This window comes from Halomonas sp. HAL1, assembly GCF_030544485.1.
GTDB classification, from domain to species: domain Bacteria; phylum Pseudomonadota; class Gammaproteobacteria; order Pseudomonadales; family Halomonadaceae; genus Vreelandella; species Vreelandella arctica.
On the sequence record NZ_CP130610.1, the window covers coordinates 3,019,074 to 3,038,107 of the forward strand.

Here is a 19,034-nt window from a genome sequence, read left to right on the forward strand (position 1 = left end):
GAGCAGGCCAGCGCTTTAAATGACCATCGTCTCTTAAAAAGGACGTACATCGCTTAAAAGGGCCACACCAAAGGGATCAAGAGTAGCGCTATCGCCCCGGTCAGTATATTCAAACCACTCCCCAAGCGCAGAAAATCGCTCACCCGATAGCCCCCGGGGCCATATACCATCAGGTTGGTTTGATACCCAATGGGCGTTAAAAAGCTGGCTGAGGCAGCAAACATCACCGCCACCACATAAGGCATCGGGCTAACGCCCAGGCTTTCTGACGCGCTCATCACCACCGGAAAAATAATCACTGCGGCGGCGTTATTGGTCACCAACTCAGTGAGCAGCGCAACCACACAGTAAGTGCCGATCAGCAGTAGCAAAGGGTTACCCGCCACTAAGGTAAGCAAACTACCGGCAATGACCTCAGCGGCGCCGGAGCTTTGCAGCGCGGCTCCCACGCCAAAGGAAGCGGCAATGGTTAACAACACTTGGGTATCAAGACCACGTTTGGCCGCCCCCACCGAGCAACATCCCGTCAACAGCGCTAATGCCGCCCCCAACATCGCGGCGTTCAACATACTCAGCACGCCCAGGGCGGCGAGCAACACAGCCCCTAACAAAAGACCCCAGGCGAGTGGCGCTTTTTCGTGTATCGGCCGGGCGGCACCATTCAGCTCGCTAATCAATAAGAAGTCGCGTGACTGACGATGACGCTCAATAAACGGTGGTCGTGCTTCCAGCAGCAGAACGTCTGCAGGCTGTAACTGCACTTGGCCCAGGTTGCCTTTCACGCGCTCGCCACCTCGGCAGATCGCCAGCACCGCCGCGCCATATAAGGTTCTGAAGTGGCCGTCGCGAATACGCTGACCGATAAACTGGCACTGATTAGAAACCACCGCTTCGACTAAGCGTCGCTCCTTGAACTCTTTCTCCAGACTGGAGGTTTCATCGCGAGAAGGTATCAGGCCACGAATCTGCTGCAATTCCACCGCGGCATCGGAAGTGCCCGCAAACACTAGTCGGTCGCCGCCTTTTAACTGCTCGCCGGGACCCACCACGCTCACCACGTTGCCTGCGCGCTCTATTTCAACCAGAAATAGCTCCTGCAAATGGCGCAGCCCGGCTTCTTCAACACTGCGGTCAACCAATACGCCCGCCGGGTCGACCTCCATTTCAATGGTGAACTCGCGAGGGTTGGCAAACGCATTGTCCACTCCTTCCCGGGAAGGCAGTAAACGCGGCCCAAGTACGATCAGATAAACGAGCCCTACCACTGCCACAGGAATACCCACCCAGGCTAAATCTAACAGCCCCATTCCCAGTTCGGGGTAACGTTCCAGCAGCAGCCCATGCACCACTAAGTTAGTGCTGGTACCAAATAGAGTAATGGTGCCGCCTAGAATAGACGCAAAACTGAGTGGCATCAGCAACCGCTGTGGAGATAAACGCAGCCTTCGGCTCCAGCTCATTACGGCCGGAATATAGGTAGCGACCACAGGCGTGTTATTAACGAAGGCGCTGAGTGCTGCTACGGGCAGCAAGAGGCGTACCAGCGCGCCGCTTTCTTTATGGGGGCGGCCAAGCACATAGCGGATAATAAGATCGATACCACCGGTTTCGCGAATGCTGGCTACCAGCACGTACATGAAGGCAACGGTAAACAGACCGCTGTTTGAAAAGCCCCCCAGCGCCTGCTGCGGATCGATCACGCCCAGCGTCATCAACACGATCACCGCACCCAGCAGAATAATATCCGGGCCTAGGCGGGAGAACGCCATTAGCGGGAAAATAGTCAGCACCACTCCTACGGCAATCCAAGCATCCAGCGACATCACCACCACATCCTAATAAATAAGCTGGGTAGTATTGTGAGGCCAGCCTTATATTCTAAAAAGTTATTTTTAGAAACATTTAAAGATCAAAATGGAATATGCGGGTGTGAGGTGTGAGGTGTGAGATGTGAGGTGTGAGGTAAGTATTTTTGTTATAGATACAAAAAACCCCGCACTGGGCGGGGTCCTTTGGTCAATCAACGCTAGGCGGTGATTGCTAACATCTCAATGCTTAAGAATTAACTTAAACAACTTTGATGTTAGAAGCCTGAAGGCCTTTTTTACCCTGGGTGACGTCGAAGGAAACCTTCTGGCCGTCTTGCAGAGATTTGAAACCTTCAGACTGAATTTCAGAGAAATGCGCGAACAGGTCGTCGCCATTGTCGTCAGGAGAAATGAAGCCGAAGCCTTTAGTGTCGTTAAACCACTTAACTGTGCCAGTTGCCATGATCGAAATCCTCGATTTAGCTAATTAAATCCGGGAAATACCCGAAGTGCAGTGGGTAGAACAAGAAACCTTCACCAGATTTAACGCTTGAGGCGCTTCTATGCTGCTGACAACGTTCGACTTGCTAACCAACTGACGTCATTTTGCGCCTAACCTGTGTGCGCGTCAACACACTTATAATCACGGCTATGCTGGCTCGTGTGGCGGGGTGTTGGCCGATCATTGACCGCGCTCAGCAAGGAGCCAACCGGCTGCTTTCTCCGCAATCATCAGCGTGGGTGAGTTGGTATTGCCACTGGTAATCGTCGGCATAATACTCGCATCAGCCACGCGTAGCCCGCTAATGCCATGTACTCGCAGCCGACTATCGACTACCGCCATGGCGTCATCTTCACGGCCCATTTTGGCAGTGCCAACGGGGTGAAAAATCGTCGTGCCTATATCACCCGCCAACCGGGTTAGCTCGTCATCGGTTTGGTACTCAACGCCGGGCTTCACTTCTTCTGGAGCGTACTTGGCAAACGCGGTCTGCTCGGCGATCCGCCGGGTGACACGCAGAGAATCCGCGGCCACCTTGCGATCCTCTGCCGTGCTCAGGTAATTGGGCGAAATAGCCGGTGCCTGTCGGGGGTCGCTGCTTTTTAGCCGCACCGTGCCACGACTGGTCGGATTCAAGTTACACACGCTAGCGGTAATCGCCGGGTACGGATGCAGCGGTTGGCCAAAAGCTTCCAGGCTCAGCGGTTGCACATGGTATTGAATATTGGGGTAGGTTTTCTCCTCAGAGCTGCGGGTAAATGCGCCCAACTGCGAAGGCGCCATACTCATTGGCCCAGAGCGTTTAAGCAGGTACTCCAAGCCAATCCCCGCTTTACCTAACAGGGTACTGGCCACGGCATTCAGGGTTTTGCCATTGGTGATTTTATATATCAAGCGAATCTGCAGATGATCCTGCAGGTTCTCCCCCACCCCGGGCAATTCATGCACTAACTCAACGCCATGTTCGTCTAGCAATCCCCTCGACCCTATGCCGGAAAGCTGAAGTAGATGCGGCGTACCAATAGCGCCTGCGCACAGCACCACCTCGCCGCTCACCATGGCACGCTGCACCTGACCATTCCGCTCCACCTCCACACCTGCGCAGCGCAGCGCCTCCCCACGCTTTTCAAATAGCAGTCGATTGACCTGAGTGGAGTGCCAGAGCGTTAAGTTGTCGCGCTTCAGCGCGGGGCGCAAAAACGCCTTGGCGGTATTCCAGCGCCAGCCCGAGCGCTGGTTGACCTCAAAGTAGGCCACGCCTTCGTTAGAGCCGCGGTTAAAGTCCTCGGTACGCGGAATGCCTGCCTGGACGGCAGCCTCGGCAAAATCATCCAGCACCTGCCATTTGAGGCGCTGCTTTTCGATCCGCCATTCGCCACCGTGACCGTGGAAATCTCGATGCTTCGCATCGGCATCACCGCCGCCGTCAAGACGATAGTGATCTTCGTGCTTGATGAAATCGGGTAAGCAGTTCTCCCACCTCCAGGCATCGTCGCCCGCCACCTCAGCCCAGTGGTCGTAATCCCGGGCCTGCCCACGCATGTAAATCATGCCATTGATGCTGGAACAGCCGCCCAGCGTCTTGCCCCGCGGATAGATCAACGAGCGGCCGTTAAGGCCTTTGTCGGGTTCAGTCCGAAACAGCCAGTCGGTACGTGGGTTATTAATGCAGTACAGGTAGCCCACCGGAATATGAATCCAGTGGTAATTATCGCGCCCGCCCGCCTCTATCAGCAGTACACGGTGGTTGGGGTTGGCGCTCAGCCGGTTCGCTAGCAAGCACCCGGCGGTGCCTGCTCCCACCACGATATAGTCAAACTCTAAACCCGCATTCGGCGCTGCTTGTGATTGTTGTTGAGCCATTATTGTTATCTCCGCTGAGCTTACTTCGCGGTCGGCATGACGAACTCAGCACCCGCATCAATTGAGTCCGACCAGCGCTGCATAATTGATTTCTGCTTGGTGTAAAAACGCACGCCCTCTTCACCGTAGGCATGAGTATCGCCAAACAAGGAGCGCTTCCAGCCGCCAAAGCCGTGCCACGCCATCGGCACCGGGATAGGCACATTGATCCCCACCATGCCGACCTGAATACGGCGGCCAAACTCCCGCGCCACCGTACCGCTTTCAGTGAAGCAGCTGACGCCGTTGCCAAACTCGTGATCGTTAATCAACTGGATCGCGGTGGCGATATCCGGCACTCGCACACAGACCAGCACCGGGCCAAAAATCTCCTCCTTATAGATCGTCATCTCGGGGGTGACGTTGTCGAACAGCGTACCGCCCATCCAGAAGCCTTCGGCACAGCTCTCACCCGCCGCTGAGGCCTCAAAGGCACGGCCATCGACGACCAGTTCAGCACCTTCCGCCACGCCTTTTTCGATATAGCCAGTAATACGCTGGTGGGCTTGGCGGGTCACAATGGGGCCCATTTCCGCATCAAGCTGCATACCGTCTTTTACTTTTAGCGCTTTAGCCCGCTCAGCCAGTGCCGGGACGACCTTATCCGCCACGTCGCCGACCAACACCGCCACGCTAATCGCCATGCAACGCTCACCGGCAGAGCCGTAGGCGGCGCCGATCAGTGCATCGACTGCTTTATCAAGATGGGCATCCGGCATCACCACCATGTGATTTTTAGCCCCGCCTAGTGCTTGAATACGCTTGCCATTCCGCGCGCCGCGCTCGTAGATCAAATTGGCAATCGGCGTAGAACCCACAAACGACAGCGCCTTAACGTGGGGATGGTCGAGCAGCGCTTCCACCGAATCCTTGTCGCCCTGGACGACGTTGAAAACGCCATCGGGCAGACCCGCCTGCTTTAGCAGATCGGCCATCAACAGTGAGGCGCTTGGGTCAAGCGGGCTTGGCTTCAAGATAAACGTATTACCCGCCGCAATGGCGAGTGGGAACATCCACATCGGCACCATGGCCGGGAAATTAAATGGCGTTATACCCGCGACCACGCCTAGGGGCTGGCGCATCGTCCAGTTATCGATGCCGGTACTTACCTGCTCGGTATAGTCACCCTTGAGCAACTGGGGAATTCCGCACGCGAACTCGACAATATCAATACCGCGTGCCACTTCACCCTGGGCATCGGTAAATACTTTACCGTGCTCTTTGGTAATCGCTTCGGCTAGCTCGTCTTTGTGAACATTTAACAGCTCTAGAAACTTGAACATCACACGGGCACGGCGAATGGGCGGTGTGTCGGCCCAGGCCGGAAAGGCAGCTTGAGCCGCTTCGACGGCGGTGTTCACATCTTTTGATGAAGCGAGCGATACACGGCCAGTCACGCTACCGGTGGCGGGGTTAAAAACGTCCTGCGAGTTTGAAGACTCGCCAGCGGTGACCTGGCCATTAATAAAGTGCTGAATCGCTGTTGTTGTCATGGGAGTACCTGTTTTAAGAGCGTATGTTAAAGCCTGCGTTTAGCCTAGCCTACTGGGCGCTGGGAACAGATCAATTGAGTTATTTAAAAGCCAGTTATAAGCTTTGCTAATATCACCGGCATGCGTTGAGGCCTATCATGCAAGACTACGCGACACTCCGCGCCTTCGTGGCCGTTGCAAGAACGGGCAGCGTATCGCGCGCCGCTGAACAGTTACATTTGACGCAACCTGCGATCAGCCTCAAGTTGAAGCAGTTACAGGCCAATTTAGGTCTCACGCTGTTTAGTCGTCGCCCCCAGGGGCTAGCGCTGACATCCGATGGTCATGCCCTGCTCCCCGCCGCTGAAAAAGCTCTGGCCAGCGCCCAGGCGTTTGAGCAAACCGCTGGAACGCTGCACAGCACGCTACGCGGCAAACTCTCCATCGGCACCATCGTTGACCCAGAATTTCTTCGCTTAGGCGCCTTTTTAAGCCGCCTGATGGCACGAGCACCTCAATTAGAAACCGAACTGCACCATGGAATGAGCGGCAGCGTGCTAAACCGCATCGCACAGGGTGACCTGGATGTCGGCTTTTATCTGGCACCACCTGGTGAAGGCCCTGGATTGAACCAGGGATATAAGGCACTGGCTTGGCGCGAACTGACGCACTTTGATTATCATGTGATTGCCCCTGCAGGCTGGGAAAACCGACTTATTGATACCCGTTGGGAGCACTTAGCCACGCTGCCCTGGATTGTGACGCCACAGGATTCCGCCCACCACCGGCTGCTGAAGCAAGCACTCGCCAAGAGCGGCGCAGTGCCTAACCGGGTAGCCCAGGTTGACCAAGAAGCCTGTATGTTGGATTTGGTCCGCGCAGGCGTTGGCTTAAGCCTGGCCCGCGACGCCCTGGCAATGACTGAGCGCCAAGAGAGTGGCCTGGCAGTTGCAGACAACATCCGCCTGCCCTGCGCATTAAGCTTTGTATGGCGACACGACAGCACTGCCGAATCGACCGTGAACGCGGCACTCAACACGCTAGACGAAGTATGGCCACATCGCTTGGGCTAGGTTGCCAGAAAAGGGTGGTAAAGAAAGGGAACGCTAAGCCACCAATCGACTCAACATAAACGATGACTCGCCACCGCCACTGGAGTGCTTGCAATGACCCGATTGCCCCTTCTTCGTCCATTCACGCTTAGCGTGTTGGCTGCCGCTGGTCTCGCCAGCACTTCGCTTCAAGCTCAGGCCACTCAAGCGGAGGCCACGTTTGCAGGCGGCTGCTTCTGGTGTATGGAACCCCCTTACGACAACCAACCCGGTGTTAACGCCACCATCTCCGGCTATATCGGCGGCGAACTCGAGAACCCCACTTACGAGGATATCTCCAGGGGTGGTACGGGGCATGCGGAGGTTGTGCAAATCGAATATGACTCAGAGCAGATCAGCTACGAGCAATTGTTGGATATTTTCTGGCGCAACATCGACCCCTTCGCGGTAGATCGTCAGTTTTGCGATGTGGGCGATCAATACCGCTCGGCAATCTTCTATCACGACGAAAGCCAGCGTGAACTCGCCGAAGCCTCCAAAGCGGAAATGGAAGAACGCTTTGACCGAGAAATCGCCACCCAAATAGTACCTGCCACCACCTTCTGGGCGGCCGAGGAGTACCACCAGGATTATTATCAAAAGAACCCCGTTCGCTATAAATTCTATCGCTTCAGCTGTGGGCGCGATGGACGCCTGGAAGAGGTGTGGGGCGAAGAAGCCGGTGGACCAACGTTTTAATAAAAAGCCTTAATAGTGAACTGATTGATTAAATCAATGCCCGAGACTGAGTACCTCTATTATGCAGGGGCACTCAGTTTGTACTAAAGTGGTACTGCATTAGAAATAGACCGGTCGATTAAGCGCCCAGGAGCTGGACGTCATGACCCACACGTTGATCTATAGATAGGAGATCTTATGAGCAACAGCATCACGACGATTAACCCGACTAACGGTGAAGCGCTCGATACTTACGCACTGATGAGTAGTGCTGAAGCCAAGCAGGTAGTCGATGCCTGCTACGATGCTTTTCTCGATTGGCGCCTTGAGTCACTCGAAAGCCGCGCCAAAACGGTGAAGGCGATTGGCCAAGCGATGCAAGCGCACAAAGAAGAGCTTGCTGACCTGATGGTCAAAGAGATGGGCAAACTACCTGAACAAGCGCGCCAGGAAGTCGATCTGTGTACCGCTATTTGTGACTACACCGCGGAACACGGTCCTAAGAAGCTAGCCGATGAAGAGCGTCAGCCGGGCAATGGCGAGCGTGGCTTTGTGACTTATTCACCCATGGGCGTCATTTACGGCATTCAGCCCTGGAACTTCCCCGCTTATCAAGTAGTTCGCTACTCTATTGCCAATATTATGGCGGGTAACGGCGTCCTGTTGAAGCACGCTGAAAACGTGACGGGTAGCGGACTGCTGTTGGAAAAAATCTATCGTGAAGCGGGACTTCCCGAGAACGTTTTCCGCACGCTCGTGATCTCTCATGACACTTCCGACGAAGTAATTGCTCACTCTGCAGTTCGCGGCGTCACTCTGACAGGCAGCGACGCCGCGGGTCGTAAAGTGGCCGTTAAAGCCGCTGAGCACCTCAAAAAGACCGTGCTTGAGCTGGGATCTAACGATGCTTATCTGGTGCTTGATGATGCCGACATGGATGTGGCGATCGACACCTGCGTTCAGGGGCGTGTCTACAACGGCGGTCAAACCTGTGTAGCGGCCAAGCGTTTTGTAGTGACTGAAAAGAACTATGAAGCGTTCAAAGAGCGCTACGTAGAACGCATGCAGTCGCTAAAGGCGGGTGATCCGACCCAAGAAGGTAGCGACCTTGGCCCCATGGCCCGCGTTGACCTGCGCGACGGTCTTCACGACCAAGTAGAAGAGAGCGTGCGTAAAGGCGCGAAGATCCTCTGCGGTGGCGAGAAACCATCCGGTAAAGGCGCATTTTACCCGGTCACCGTGCTGGATAACGTGACCCCTGGTCAGCCAGCATACGACGACGAACTATTTGGTCCGGTTGCCGCGCTGATTCGCGCCAAAGATGATGAAGATGCGATGCGTATCGCCAACGACAGCCGGTACGGCCTGGGCGGCGGCATCATCTCTAAAGACGTTAAGCGCGCTACCGAGCTTGCCAGCAAGTACTTCGATACTGGCATGGTGTTTATCAACGGCTTTGGTGTCGCTACACCGGAAATGCCCTTCGGCGGGGTGAAAAACTCCGGTTATGGGCGTGAACACGGCGGCTTTGGCATGCTTGAGTTCGTTAATGCCAAATCAGTCATCGTCGTACAAGAGTAATACGGTGAGCAACCTCAACAACATGTTGTGAGTTGTAAAAAACTAGCGCCGCAGGCCTTCATCAGGCCTGCGGCGTTTTTGTTGTGCGTATGATTAAGAGCTTAGATTAAGAGCTTAAATGTTGTTCAGACGCTCGGCGCTGCCATAGCTTTATGCCTATCGCCATAATCACCCACGTTATCAACGCTGCGACAACATCGTCTAAAACAATACCGAAACCGCCATGCACAAACTCAGTTAGATGAATCGGCGGTGGTTTTAACGCATCAAAGAAGCGGTAAACACCAAGCCCGAGCGCGATTACCAAGGGATGGCGCGCTGCCGCTAAACCAATAACCGCAAGCGGAAAGGCTACATACTCGTCGGCGACAATACTGCCATGATCCAACCCATCATAATGCCAGGCGGCAACGTGGCAAACCAGCACTGCCAGCACCAACAGAACCGCCATAACGATCCCTTGCTGGCCCAATGGGCGGCTCAATAACCACCACGCCAAGGGAATCCCCAACAGAGAGCCAAACGTACCGGGTGCAATCGGCGCTAGCCCTAGTCCAAAGCCCGTCGCTAACCAAAAATTAAACGTATCCAGCATTAACCCGCCTGCTCAGCTTGACGCTCAAGTTCGGCCGTCATCTCTTTGGGTAAGTTAAGGGCACTGGCCAACTGGTCCAGCCAAGCGCGTTCCATAGGGTTTTGATCGTCGGTCACTGCCACACTAATCAGGTACATCTCGCGTGCCGCCTGAGGGGAATCTGCCTCACGAGCCAGCGCCTGTGCATCCAGCGGTGCTTTTAACTGCTGCTCTACCCAGTTATGCATCTCTTGATCGGCACCTAAGGCATCGATCTGCTCGGTGATCAACGCCTGTTCCTGCTCATCAATATGACCGTCGGCACGTGCCGCCATAATCATTGCCTGCAGTAGCTCCAGGCTGCGACGCTCTTGGTTCTCACCGCTGAGGACTTCAACCCGTTCGCCCTCTGACGCATGTTGGGCAGTATTTTGCCCACTGTCAGTTTTTGCCGCCTGAGAGCTTTGCCATGCTTTCCACGCCAGCATGCCTACCCCGGCAATCGCGCCATATTTTAGCGCTTTGCCACCCATGCTACGACCACGCTTAGAACCGACCAACATACCCATGGCACCGCCACCAAGCAGGCTTTTAACATCAAAACCACCGGATGAGCTGCTTCCTTGGCCACTACTACCGCCGCCTAATTGCTTAGAAAGCCCACTCAGGATGCCTTTAACATCGACACCGCTGCTGCTACCGCCCTTCTGGCTGCCGCCGGCTTGCTGCATCAGCTGCTGTAAAATCTTGCTCGCGTTCATCCTTGTACTCCTAAGTCGGTATTATCTTTAGAGCGATTGAGTCGATTCGTTCTCTTTATAAAACATTCTGTATGAACGCAGCATGAACTAACGCTGCTTTAGTCTTTAAATGTATTAAGCATTAAAGCAGTGCGCCCTTTACTTCAACCGAGCTCCCATGGCGGCTCGCGCGTACCTCTATACGGATGGGCATTTGCTCTTTGAGCTCGCTGACATGGGAAATCACCCCAATCATGCGCCCGCCCATTTGCAGTTCGCTAAGCATGGCAATGGCTTGATCCAGGGCATCCTGATCGAGGCTACCAAACCCTTCATCGATAAATAGCGTATCCAGTTGAATACCGCCAGCGTAAGCCTGCACCACATCCGAAAGGCCCAGCGCTAACGACAGCGCTGCCATGAAAGACTCCCCGCCGGAAAGTGTCGCTACCGAACGGTTCTTGCCAGTGTAGGTGTCCGCCACATCCAGCTCGAGGCCTGACGCTTTATTGCCCTTAGTGGGGTCCTCGCGGCGCACCAACTGATAACGCCCGCGGCTCATGCGTACCAGCCGTTCAGACGCTTGAATCAGAACGTCATCCAGCAGCACCCCCAGCACAAAGCGCTGCAGGCTAATGCGGTGCCCAGTGCGGCCGTTAGCGACCTCGCTCAACGTGCCCCACACCTGATACTGGGCTTCAAGTTCAGCCTGAGCCGTGTGCGCCTTGGCCAGTTTTTGGCGGATGCCATGCAGTGTGGTTAAGCGTCCATCCAGCGTCCGCCACGCCTCCAACTGGATATTTTCTTCCGCTTGGGCGGCCTCGGTTTGACTAGAAAGCGTAGCCCAATCCGGGGACGTTTTTTCAGCCAGTTGAGCGTGGTAATTCTGCAGCGCCCCTTCTAATTCGGCCAAACGGCGCTGGTACGTTTCTACCTGATGAATGAGCTCCTGACGCTGAGCGTCATCCAGTTGGGCTGCCTGAAAGGCGGCCTCACCCTCAAAGGGGCTGGCCTGAAGCACTGCCTGCCACTCTGCTTGGGTCTGTTCAAGTGTTTGTTTAGCCTGCTCGACTCGCTCGCTGGCTCCCCTTAGCTGCTCTTCCGCTCGCGCCAGTTGGGTTTGGCTGCTCGTCAGCGCCTGCTGAGCACTATCCCAGGCTTGTTCAATTTGGGTAACTTGGCGCTCGAGTTCCGTGAGCGTTTTTTGCATTGCGGCAGGATCACGAGCGTCGTCAGGCAGCGACTGACTCAACTGATCGCGCTGGCTTTCTAGCCTCAACGCGTCCTCTTTGGCTTTTTCAACCGCGGGCCGCTGGGCTTTAAGCTGTTTATCCAGTGCGCCCCACTCACGCCTTAACGCATCACGGACAGTGATTTGTTGGCTAATCTCGCGCTCAACGCTTGCCTGCCGAGAGACCTGGCGATGCAACTCATCGCAGGTTTTTTGTAGCTCATTCAGCGGTTGGCTAGCCCACTCGCCTAATTGCTGATTGAGTCGCTGTACTTGCTCGCTGTGGTAGCTTATCTGCTGCGCTAGCCGTTGGTGATGGCGTTCAGCTCCCTGGAAAGATTGACGGGCCTGCGCCTGGGCTGAGCGCGCGTCTTCCACCTGCTCTTTGGTGACGATATCTGCGTTATTAACGGCCGGGGTCGGATGCGCCAGGCTGCCGCAGACAGGGCAAGGGGCATCGTCCTCAAGCGTGAGCGCTAACAGCGCAGCCTGCCCTTGATGCCACCGCATCTCCTGCTCGGTAGCGAAGCGTTCCGCCTGTTCTGACTCACTGCGCCGCTGGTCTAGTGCTGCCGCCGCCTGCTGTTGCTGCGTGGTGAGCTCGCGTCCCTGGTCGGTTAGCGCATCCAGTTCTTTACCTTGAGTTAGCAGCGTTTCATAGCGGCTTAGCTCGACAGGGGCGCTGGCCAGCTGCTGGCGTTCCGCCTGTAACCGTTCGAGATTAACGCCTGCCGCCTCGCCCTGTTGGCGAATGGTGTCCAGTTGCTCCTCATCGCGCTTGAGGGCACCGTCAGCTTGTTGCCAAGCGGCCTGTGCCGTTTGGAATCGCGCCTGTAGTTCGCTTAATTGTTGGCCTTTTTGAATAAACTCGCTCAACTGGCGATGACGCTCGCGCAGCTCAGGGAGCCCTGTCTGACGCTCGCGGGCCGCCTCAAATGCACGCTGCGCCTGCTCCGCGCTAGTGCGCTGGCTGCTCAGTGCGGCGTCTGCCTGCTGCTGTTCCGCGTGCGCGGTGCTTAGCGCCTGCTGCGCTTGGGTTAACGCCGTACGCTGGGGGCGCAACGCCTGTGCGTGTTCACTTTGGGTCAAATGGTCTTGAATGCTGACGACCTGGCCCTGCTGTTCAAGATGACGCGTTTTTTCAGCCGCCAAGCTCTCCCGCGCTTCAAACTGACGCTGAAGTGCCTGGGCATCATCACGCTGTTTTTCGGCTTTACGTCGCTGCAGTTGGGCGGTTTCGAAGTCCTTTCGCGCTTGCTCAACCTGGGGCGTCAACGCTTCCAGCTCTTGCTCTAAAGCAGCTTCACTCTCCAGCTCACCACCGGCGAGAATGCCACTGATATGTTGGCGATGCTCTTTCACTTCTCGTTCTATCTGATTGGCCTGAAGGCGCAAACGCTCTTCAATACGCTGAAAGATTTGCGTTTGAAACAGCTGGGAAAAAATCTCCTCGCGCTTTTTGGAGTCAGCGATCAGCAATTCGCGAAACTTGCCTTGGGGCAGCACCATCACTTGGCGAAACTGGTTGGCATCCAGGCCTATCAAGGTTTGCAGCTCAGCGGTGGCATCGTTGACTTTGCGCGCCACCAAGCAGGTCTCTACCTCGCCCTCCGCGTTTAAGCGCCATAGCTGCGCTTCCGCGTTATGAGTAGTGGTGCCTTCGCCACGTGCCTTGGGGCGCTCCTGTTGAGGTACGCGGCGCACTCGGTAATCCGCCCCGCGCAAGCGAAAATCAAGCGTAACTTCCGTTAGCAGCGTGGCGTTCGCTTGGTCACAGCGCATCTGAGAAGGTTCACGCTCATTACCCGTCGTTTGGCCATAGAGCGCAAAACATAACGCATCGAGAATCGAGCTCTTGCCCGCCCCGGTGGGCCCGTTAATCAAAAACAACGGGCTTCTACCAAGCGCGGTGAAATCAATAGTTTCCGTACCAGCGAAAGGGCCAAAGGCCTGCATGGTAAGGGTTAACGGCGTCATTCTTGGGCCTCATCGCGCTGCAGCTGGCTAATCAACTCGGCCATGGCACTAGCCTGCTTATCGCTCATGGCATCACCGCTGGTCTGAGTAAAGAAGTCACTAAACATATCTAGGGCATCAAAGCGTAACCGCTCGCGATCAAGTTGCTGAGTGCCTCGTGCTTCCAGCATGCCGGGCTTTTCCAGATGCAGCACATTGGGATACACCTCACGCAGCTTGCCCATAGGGTCGAGAATGGCGTGGCGATCGGTCAACCGCACTAGCAAGTAGTCATCTGCTTGTGCGTCCGTTCTTCCCTGGGCGATTAGCGTATCAATCTCACCCTCTAATACGCGCACTTCACGGCTGGGTATTAGCGGAATCTGTTCAATGTGCTTTATCCCGCTCGCGCCTACTTCCACCAGCGTGACGCCTTTGCTCTGACTGGCTTCTGAGAAGCTGTATTTGAGCAAGGAGCCGCTATAGCGAATATGTTCACCGCCGCGATACTGGGGGCCGTGCAGGTGACCAAGCGCCACGTAATCAAAGTGCCGCATAGGCTCCCAGGCCACGCTTTCGGCACCGCCTAACGTTAGCGGGCGCTCCGAATCAGACGCGCTGCCGCCATCTACAAAGCAGTGGCTCATCAGTAGGCAGGGGCGTGTTGCATGGCGGCGCTCGCTAATCTGTTCAACCAGGTAGCGATGGGCAGCGTCAAAGTCGCGCACTTCCACGTTAAACAGGCTGCGCACATGCTCAGGGTCGGCGTAAGGTATCCCGAATACATCCACCTCTACGCCGTCAATGGTCAGCGTGACGGGCGTGGCGAACTCAGCTAAATCGGAGAGAATATGCAGCCCCGCTTGGCGCAGGTGGCGCGCGCCAAAGCGCAACCGTTCGGCGCCATCGTGGTTGCCCGAAATCATGATGACCGGCAGCTTGCGCACCTCGCATAGCGCATGTAGCACCTCGTCGAGCAGCGTTACCGCCGCCGAAGGCGGAACCGAGCGGTCGTATATGTCGCCCGCAATCAGCACCGCATCGACGTTTTCCCGGTCGATTATCTCGATGAGCTGGTTAAGCACATGGCGCTGGTCTTCCAGCAACGAAAGGTTGTGAAATAGCCGACCCAGGTGCCAATCAGCGGTGTGGAGTAAACGCATAACAAGCTCAACAGCCAATAGTGTCGCGGCATCATAGCAACCTATTGGCGCTGCGTTTAGCGCTGACGTTGAGCTTGTAAAAAATGCCGCTACGGCATTCTGGGGAGCTGGCGTTTATGATCGGTGCGTTGATAGGTGTTGGTAATGGTGGTGTAGGCCTGTTCGCTAACCTGCTGACCGGTAAGAAAGGCATCGATTTCGGTGTAAGTGACGCCTAATGCCTCTTCGTCAGCCAATTGAGGTTTAAGCGACTCTAAATCTGCAGTGGGCTGTTTCTCTACCAGTATAGCGGGCGCACCTAACGCAGCACCGACCTCTCTCACCTGTCCTTTGGTAAGTCCTGTCAGCGGCACCAGATCGCAGGCGCCATCACCATACTTGGTGAAAAAGCCCATCAATGCTTCTGCTGCTTGGTCGGTCCCCACCACTAAACCCGACTTGGCGCCAGCAACCGCGTACTGCGCCACCATTCGTTGACGCGCCTTAATATTGCCTAATACAAAGTCGCGTTGGGCGGCATCTTGAAACGTTAATCCACCCTCCTCCAAGGACGCTAGCAAGGCGTCACTGGCTGGCTTCACATTGATATCAAGCACTTCATCAGGGGTAATAAACATTAGTGCCTGTTGAGCATGGTCCTCATCTTTCTGCTCGCCGTAAGGCAGCCGGATGGCATAAAAGCGTGCCTCAACCCCTTTATCGCGGGCCTTTTCGACGGCCAGTTGAGCTAAACGACCAGCAACGGTGGAGTCCACCCCGCCGCTAATACCCAACACAAGCGCGTGCTGCCCTGTCTCTATCATCTGGCTGCACAGAAAATCGACGCGAGCCTCGATTTCATACTGCGGCTCAATCGATGCTTTTACCTGCAAATCTGCCTGGATACGCTGCTGAGTTACTTGGTCAGTCATGTGGCTTCCTGCCTCCGGGTTACGGATAGAGATTTCATCATTAAGATTCATCAACGCGGGGCGCTTTGCCTGCCAATACATCACCATGATGCTTTGGCACCATTTCTAGCGCATAGTGCGCGGCGGCGAGCCGTACCTCATTACGATCACCTGAAAAGCGTTTCGTCTCCACTATTATGTATACCTCTTGGGCATGTCGAAACGCCCAGGCAAAGCAAACGGTTCCCACCGGTATATCAGCATGGGGCTTCGGGCCCGCAATACCGGTGTTCGCTATGGCAACATTGGCATCGTTATTGTTTAAAGCGCCTAACGCCATTTCGCGCGAGGTGACTTCGCTAGTTAGGCCATACGTATCAATGGTGTCAAAACTGACGGATAAATAGCGATTTTTGGCCTCGGGCGAGTAAACAGCCAATCCACAATCGATCGATTGCCCGCTACCAGGTATGCCCGCTAGCTCTGAAACAATCAACCCCGCCGTGCACGATTCCGCCGTAGCCATTTTGAGCTCGTGCTTTTTTAGATATTCACTAATATTTTCAAGCAGTTCCATTGCTTATCTCCTTATAACGCCATACCTCTGACTCCATTTACTCCTTTGAGGCACTATAGTTAAGCACCGTTATTTGTCTAAAGCCTGTCGCCATTATTAACATTGTTTATGTGTATGAATTAACGGCAAAACAGCTATAAAAAAGCCCCGCCCGAAGGCGAGGCTATGCTTTGCTAATGGTTATATTAGCGCCGAAATGCATCGGGATAGTTGGTTAGATCCACGTTCCATAGCACCGGCAGTAAGAAATAAACCGCCGCGACGATGAGTAGCATGGCAATAATGTTGATCCAAAAACCGGTGCGCACCATCTCAATGATTTTGAGTTTGCCGGTGGCGAAGATTATCGCGTTTGGCGGCGTGCCCACTGGGAGCATAAAGGCACAATTGGCGGCCATGGCGGCGGGCACCATCAGTACAAAGGGATGAATATCCAGTGCTAGGGCCAACGACGCTAGCACCGGCAAAATCATCGTGGCCGTGGCGGTATTTGAGGTAATTTCGGTTAAGAACAACACCATGCCGGTCGCTATCAGGATAACCAGCAAGAAGTTAACGCCTTCCAGCACGCTCATTTGCCCACCGATCCACTCGGCCAGGCCCGAAGAGCCAAACCCTGCGGCAATCGCTAAACCACCGCCGAACAGTAGCAAAATACCCCAGGGTACGTCTTTGGCAACGTCCCAACCCAACAGGCAGCCGCCCTTATTTTTGGAAGGGATCAAAAACAGCAGCAGGGCCGCGACCACCGCAATCATGGTGTCATTGATGCCGGGGATATTGATGATCTGGCCTTGCCATAAAAACGAGCGGGTAATCCACATAAAGGCCGCAAACAGGAAGACCACCAGCACCGCTTTCTCTTCAAAGCTGGTTTTACCCAGAGCCTCTTTTTCATTGTGAATTAGCTCCCGCCCACCCGGCAAGTGACTAAATTCAATCCTGAAAAATACCCGTGTCAGTAGCACCCACGCGCTAAACAGCAACACCAGCACGACAGGGAAAGCAAACATTAACCAGCCAGCAAAAGAGATTTCGATACCAAACAGCTCATTAACAATCGCCGCCAGGATAATGTTCGGTGGCGTGCCAATCAGCGTGCCGAGGCCACCAATGGTACCGCCGTAGCCAATACCAAAAATCAAAGCCTTACTGAATTTTTCGATTTCGTCACTATGGTCACCATCACTTTTTTCAAGTTCCTGGCTAACCTGGTAAACAATCGCAGTACCGATAGGCAGCATCATCATCACCGATGCTGTATTAGATACCCACATTGATAAAAAGCCGGTCGCGGCCATAAAGCCGAACACAATGCTATTAATACTGGTGCCTAGTACGGCAATAATCGACAGGGCGATACGCTTGTGCAAATCCCACTTTTCCATCGCTAAGGCGATCATAAAACCGCCCAAAAACAGGAAAATAATCGGGTTGCCGTACGCCGCCGTTACCGTATTGCCATCCAGTGCGCCGGTAATGGGTAATAGTACAATGGGCAGTAGCGAGGTAGCAGGAATGGGGATAGCTTCGGTGATCCACCACACCGCCACCCACAGCGTAGTGGCCAACACCATACGCCCTTCAAAACTTAAATCTTCAGGGTGAAAAAACATCACCACAAAAGCGAACAGCAGTGGTCCAAGCAGCAATCCAACTTTCTGTGGGTTGGTATAGGCAGGTGGCTTAGGTTGATGAGATGGCTCGCGCTTGGCACTGGAAGCCGCCGCCTTCGCGGCACCGCCCGTTGGCAACGCGCACATCAATAGTTTTTTGGCTTGGTAGTGGGAGTGCCATAGCTGATCCCATACCGTCATCAGGGCTGTTTTATGCATAACGTAAGCGCCACTTGCGGTCAGAGTGAAAAGAAAAGGTCGGAGGCAGCTTTCCGATAAATAAGCCGCCCCACGGGCCATACTGGATCTCCTTTGGCGCCCTTTATTAACTGCAATAGGCAATTAGTCCAGTCATTTGCCCAAAATTGCCACTAAAGTCTAACGACTTTAGTTTTATTATTAGCGCTTACTAACAGTGACATGAGCACATTGCCCACGTAAGTTAGCGCTACTATTAAATAAATAGTGACGCATTAAGATTAAGGAGAATCGAGTGTTCGACCGCTGGACAATGCCGCTTACTCATCGCCCCTTAAAACGCATCGCGCAGCCGTTGTATCAACGTCACATCACACCCGACCAGGTGACGCTAACCGCTTTTGTGATCGGCATTTCCGCGTTGCCGCTGCTGGCATACGAGCAGTATGGGTTGGCCCTCCTGGCGATTGTGCTTAACAGACTCGGTGACGGTGTGGACGGGGCCTTGGCACGGTTGAGTGGCCGCACTAGCGACGCTGGCGGTTTTCTGGATATCGGACTCGATTTTGTTTTCTACGCGGCCGTGGTGCTGGGGTTCGCGCTGGCAAACCCTACCCAGAACGCACTCGCAGCTGCCTTACTGCTATTTGCTTTTATCGGCACCGGCACCTCCTTTTTGGCGTTTGCGATTGCAGCCAAACAGCAGGCAATAGAGCGCCCTCACTTCCCCAATAAAGCTTTCTACTATTTAGAAGGTTTGACCGAAGGCACCGAAACCATCATGGCCTTGGTAATTTTTTGCCTGTTCCCGGAGCACTTTTCAATACTGGCTATACTGTTCTCAATTGCCTGCCTCATCACCACGGCAACAAGATTATGGGGAGGTTACTGGACACTGCGTCGGCATGAATCCCACTAACATTGCGAATGCTGACGGATAGATAGAGTGATGTGCTCTCAAGAACAATGGAATATTAGTATTGCGAATAGAGCGCGATTAGAACCGTTGAGCTGTGAGTGTTATGCCGTGGTCAAAAGCGGAAGTGATCGCTTAA

Annotated in this window: 15 protein-coding genes; 4 read left to right on the forward strand and 11 right to left on the reverse strand. The window is 54.6% G+C overall.

Going from position 1 to position 19,034, the window contains the following annotated elements; all coding sequences use genetic code 11:
• Window positions 1-53: 53 nt before the first annotated feature.
• The 4 genes from Q3Y66_RS14260 to Q3Y66_RS14275 all read right to left on the reverse strand — a co-directional run bounded on the left by Q3Y66_RS14260 (window position 54) and on the right by Q3Y66_RS14275 (window position 5,705).
• A complete protein-coding gene (locus Q3Y66_RS14260; RefSeq protein ID WP_008958126.1) occupies window positions 54-1,823 on the reverse strand; it encodes an SLC13 family permease in 1,770 nt (589 codons plus the stop codon).
• 244 nt (window positions 1,824-2,067) lie between these two features.
• On the reverse strand, window positions 2,068-2,271 hold the full coding sequence (locus Q3Y66_RS14265) for a cold-shock protein (RefSeq protein ID WP_008958127.1): 204 nt from the start codon (window positions 2,269-2,271) through the stop codon (window positions 2,068-2,070).
• 219 nt (window positions 2,272-2,490) lie between these two features.
• A complete protein-coding gene (locus tag Q3Y66_RS14270) occupies window positions 2,491-4,173 on the reverse strand; it encodes a GMC family oxidoreductase (protein ID WP_008958128.1) in 1,683 nt (560 codons plus the stop codon).
• 20 nt (window positions 4,174-4,193) lie between these two features.
• On the reverse strand, window positions 4,194-5,705 hold the full coding sequence (locus Q3Y66_RS14275; RefSeq protein WP_008958129.1) for a CoA-acylating methylmalonate-semialdehyde dehydrogenase: 1,512 nt from the start codon (window positions 5,703-5,705) through the stop codon (window positions 4,194-4,196).
• 137 nt (window positions 5,706-5,842) lie between these two features.
• Between Q3Y66_RS14275 and Q3Y66_RS14280 the strand changes: the two genes are divergently transcribed.
• The 3 genes from Q3Y66_RS14280 to Q3Y66_RS14290 all read left to right on the forward strand — a co-directional run bounded on the left by Q3Y66_RS14280 (window position 5,843) and on the right by Q3Y66_RS14290 (window position 9,034).
• Window positions 5,843-6,757 (forward strand): LysR family transcriptional regulator, encoded by a 915-nt coding sequence (locus Q3Y66_RS14280; RefSeq protein WP_008958130.1) that lies wholly within the window; start codon window positions 5,843-5,845, stop codon window positions 6,755-6,757.
• A gap of 93 nt (window positions 6,758-6,850) precedes the next feature.
• A complete protein-coding gene (gene msrA, locus Q3Y66_RS14285) occupies window positions 6,851-7,474 on the forward strand; it encodes a peptide-methionine (S)-S-oxide reductase MsrA (protein WP_008958131.1) in 624 nt (207 codons plus the stop codon).
• Between the two features lie 177 nt (window positions 7,475-7,651).
• Window positions 7,652-9,034, forward strand: a complete 1,383-nt coding sequence (locus Q3Y66_RS14290; protein ID WP_008958132.1) for an NAD-dependent succinate-semialdehyde dehydrogenase — start codon at window positions 7,652-7,654, stop codon at window positions 9,032-9,034.
• Window positions 9,035-9,140: 106 nt separating this feature from the next.
• On the opposite strand, the gene Q3Y66_RS14295 is transcribed toward Q3Y66_RS14290, so the two are convergent.
• The 7 genes from Q3Y66_RS14295 to Q3Y66_RS14325 all read right to left on the reverse strand — a co-directional run bounded on the left by Q3Y66_RS14295 (window position 9,141) and on the right by Q3Y66_RS14325 (window position 18,000).
• Window positions 9,141-9,629 carry a phosphatidylglycerophosphatase A gene (locus Q3Y66_RS14295; RefSeq protein ID WP_008958133.1) on the reverse strand — a complete coding sequence of 163 codons (489 nt, stop codon included), beginning with the start codon at window positions 9,627-9,629 and terminating at the stop codon, window positions 9,141-9,143.
• Window positions 9,629-10,369, reverse strand: coding sequence for a tellurite resistance TerB family protein (locus tag Q3Y66_RS14300; RefSeq protein WP_008958134.1), 741 nt, complete (start codon window positions 10,367-10,369; stop codon window positions 9,629-9,631). Before Q3Y66_RS14300 ends, Q3Y66_RS14295 begins: the two co-directional genes overlap by 1 nt.
• Before the next feature lie 121 nt (window positions 10,370-10,490).
• Entirely contained in the window at window positions 10,491-13,556 is a 3,066-nt protein-coding gene (locus Q3Y66_RS14305) for an AAA family ATPase (protein ID WP_008958135.1), read from the reverse strand.
• Window positions 13,553-14,698 carry an exonuclease SbcCD subunit D gene (locus tag Q3Y66_RS14310; RefSeq protein ID WP_008958136.1) on the reverse strand — a complete coding sequence of 382 codons (1,146 nt, stop codon included), beginning with the start codon at window positions 14,696-14,698 and terminating at the stop codon, window positions 13,553-13,555. Before Q3Y66_RS14310 ends, Q3Y66_RS14305 begins: the two co-directional genes overlap by 4 nt.
• Window positions 14,699-14,787: 89 nt before the next feature.
• Window positions 14,788-15,609 carry an ammonia-dependent NAD(+) synthetase gene (gene nadE, locus Q3Y66_RS14315; protein WP_035586863.1) on the reverse strand — a complete coding sequence of 274 codons (822 nt, stop codon included), beginning with the start codon at window positions 15,607-15,609 and terminating at the stop codon, window positions 14,788-14,790.
• A gap of 40 nt (window positions 15,610-15,649) precedes the next feature.
• Window positions 15,650-16,165, reverse strand: a complete 516-nt coding sequence (locus tag Q3Y66_RS14320) for a CinA family protein (RefSeq protein WP_008958138.1) — start codon at window positions 16,163-16,165, stop codon at window positions 15,650-15,652.
• A 185-nt stretch (window positions 16,166-16,350) separates the two neighbouring features.
• Complete coding sequence (locus Q3Y66_RS14325; protein WP_238528537.1) at window positions 16,351-18,000, reverse strand: DASS family sodium-coupled anion symporter; 1,650 nt, start codon at window positions 17,998-18,000, stop codon at window positions 16,351-16,353.
• Between the two features lie 274 nt (window positions 18,001-18,274).
• On the opposite strand from Q3Y66_RS14325, the gene Q3Y66_RS14330 reads away from it, so the two are divergent.
• Window positions 18,275-18,898, forward strand: coding sequence for a CDP-alcohol phosphatidyltransferase family protein (locus tag Q3Y66_RS14330; protein WP_008958140.1), 624 nt, complete (start codon window positions 18,275-18,277; stop codon window positions 18,896-18,898).
• The last annotated feature ends 136 nt before the right edge of the window (window positions 18,899-19,034 follow it).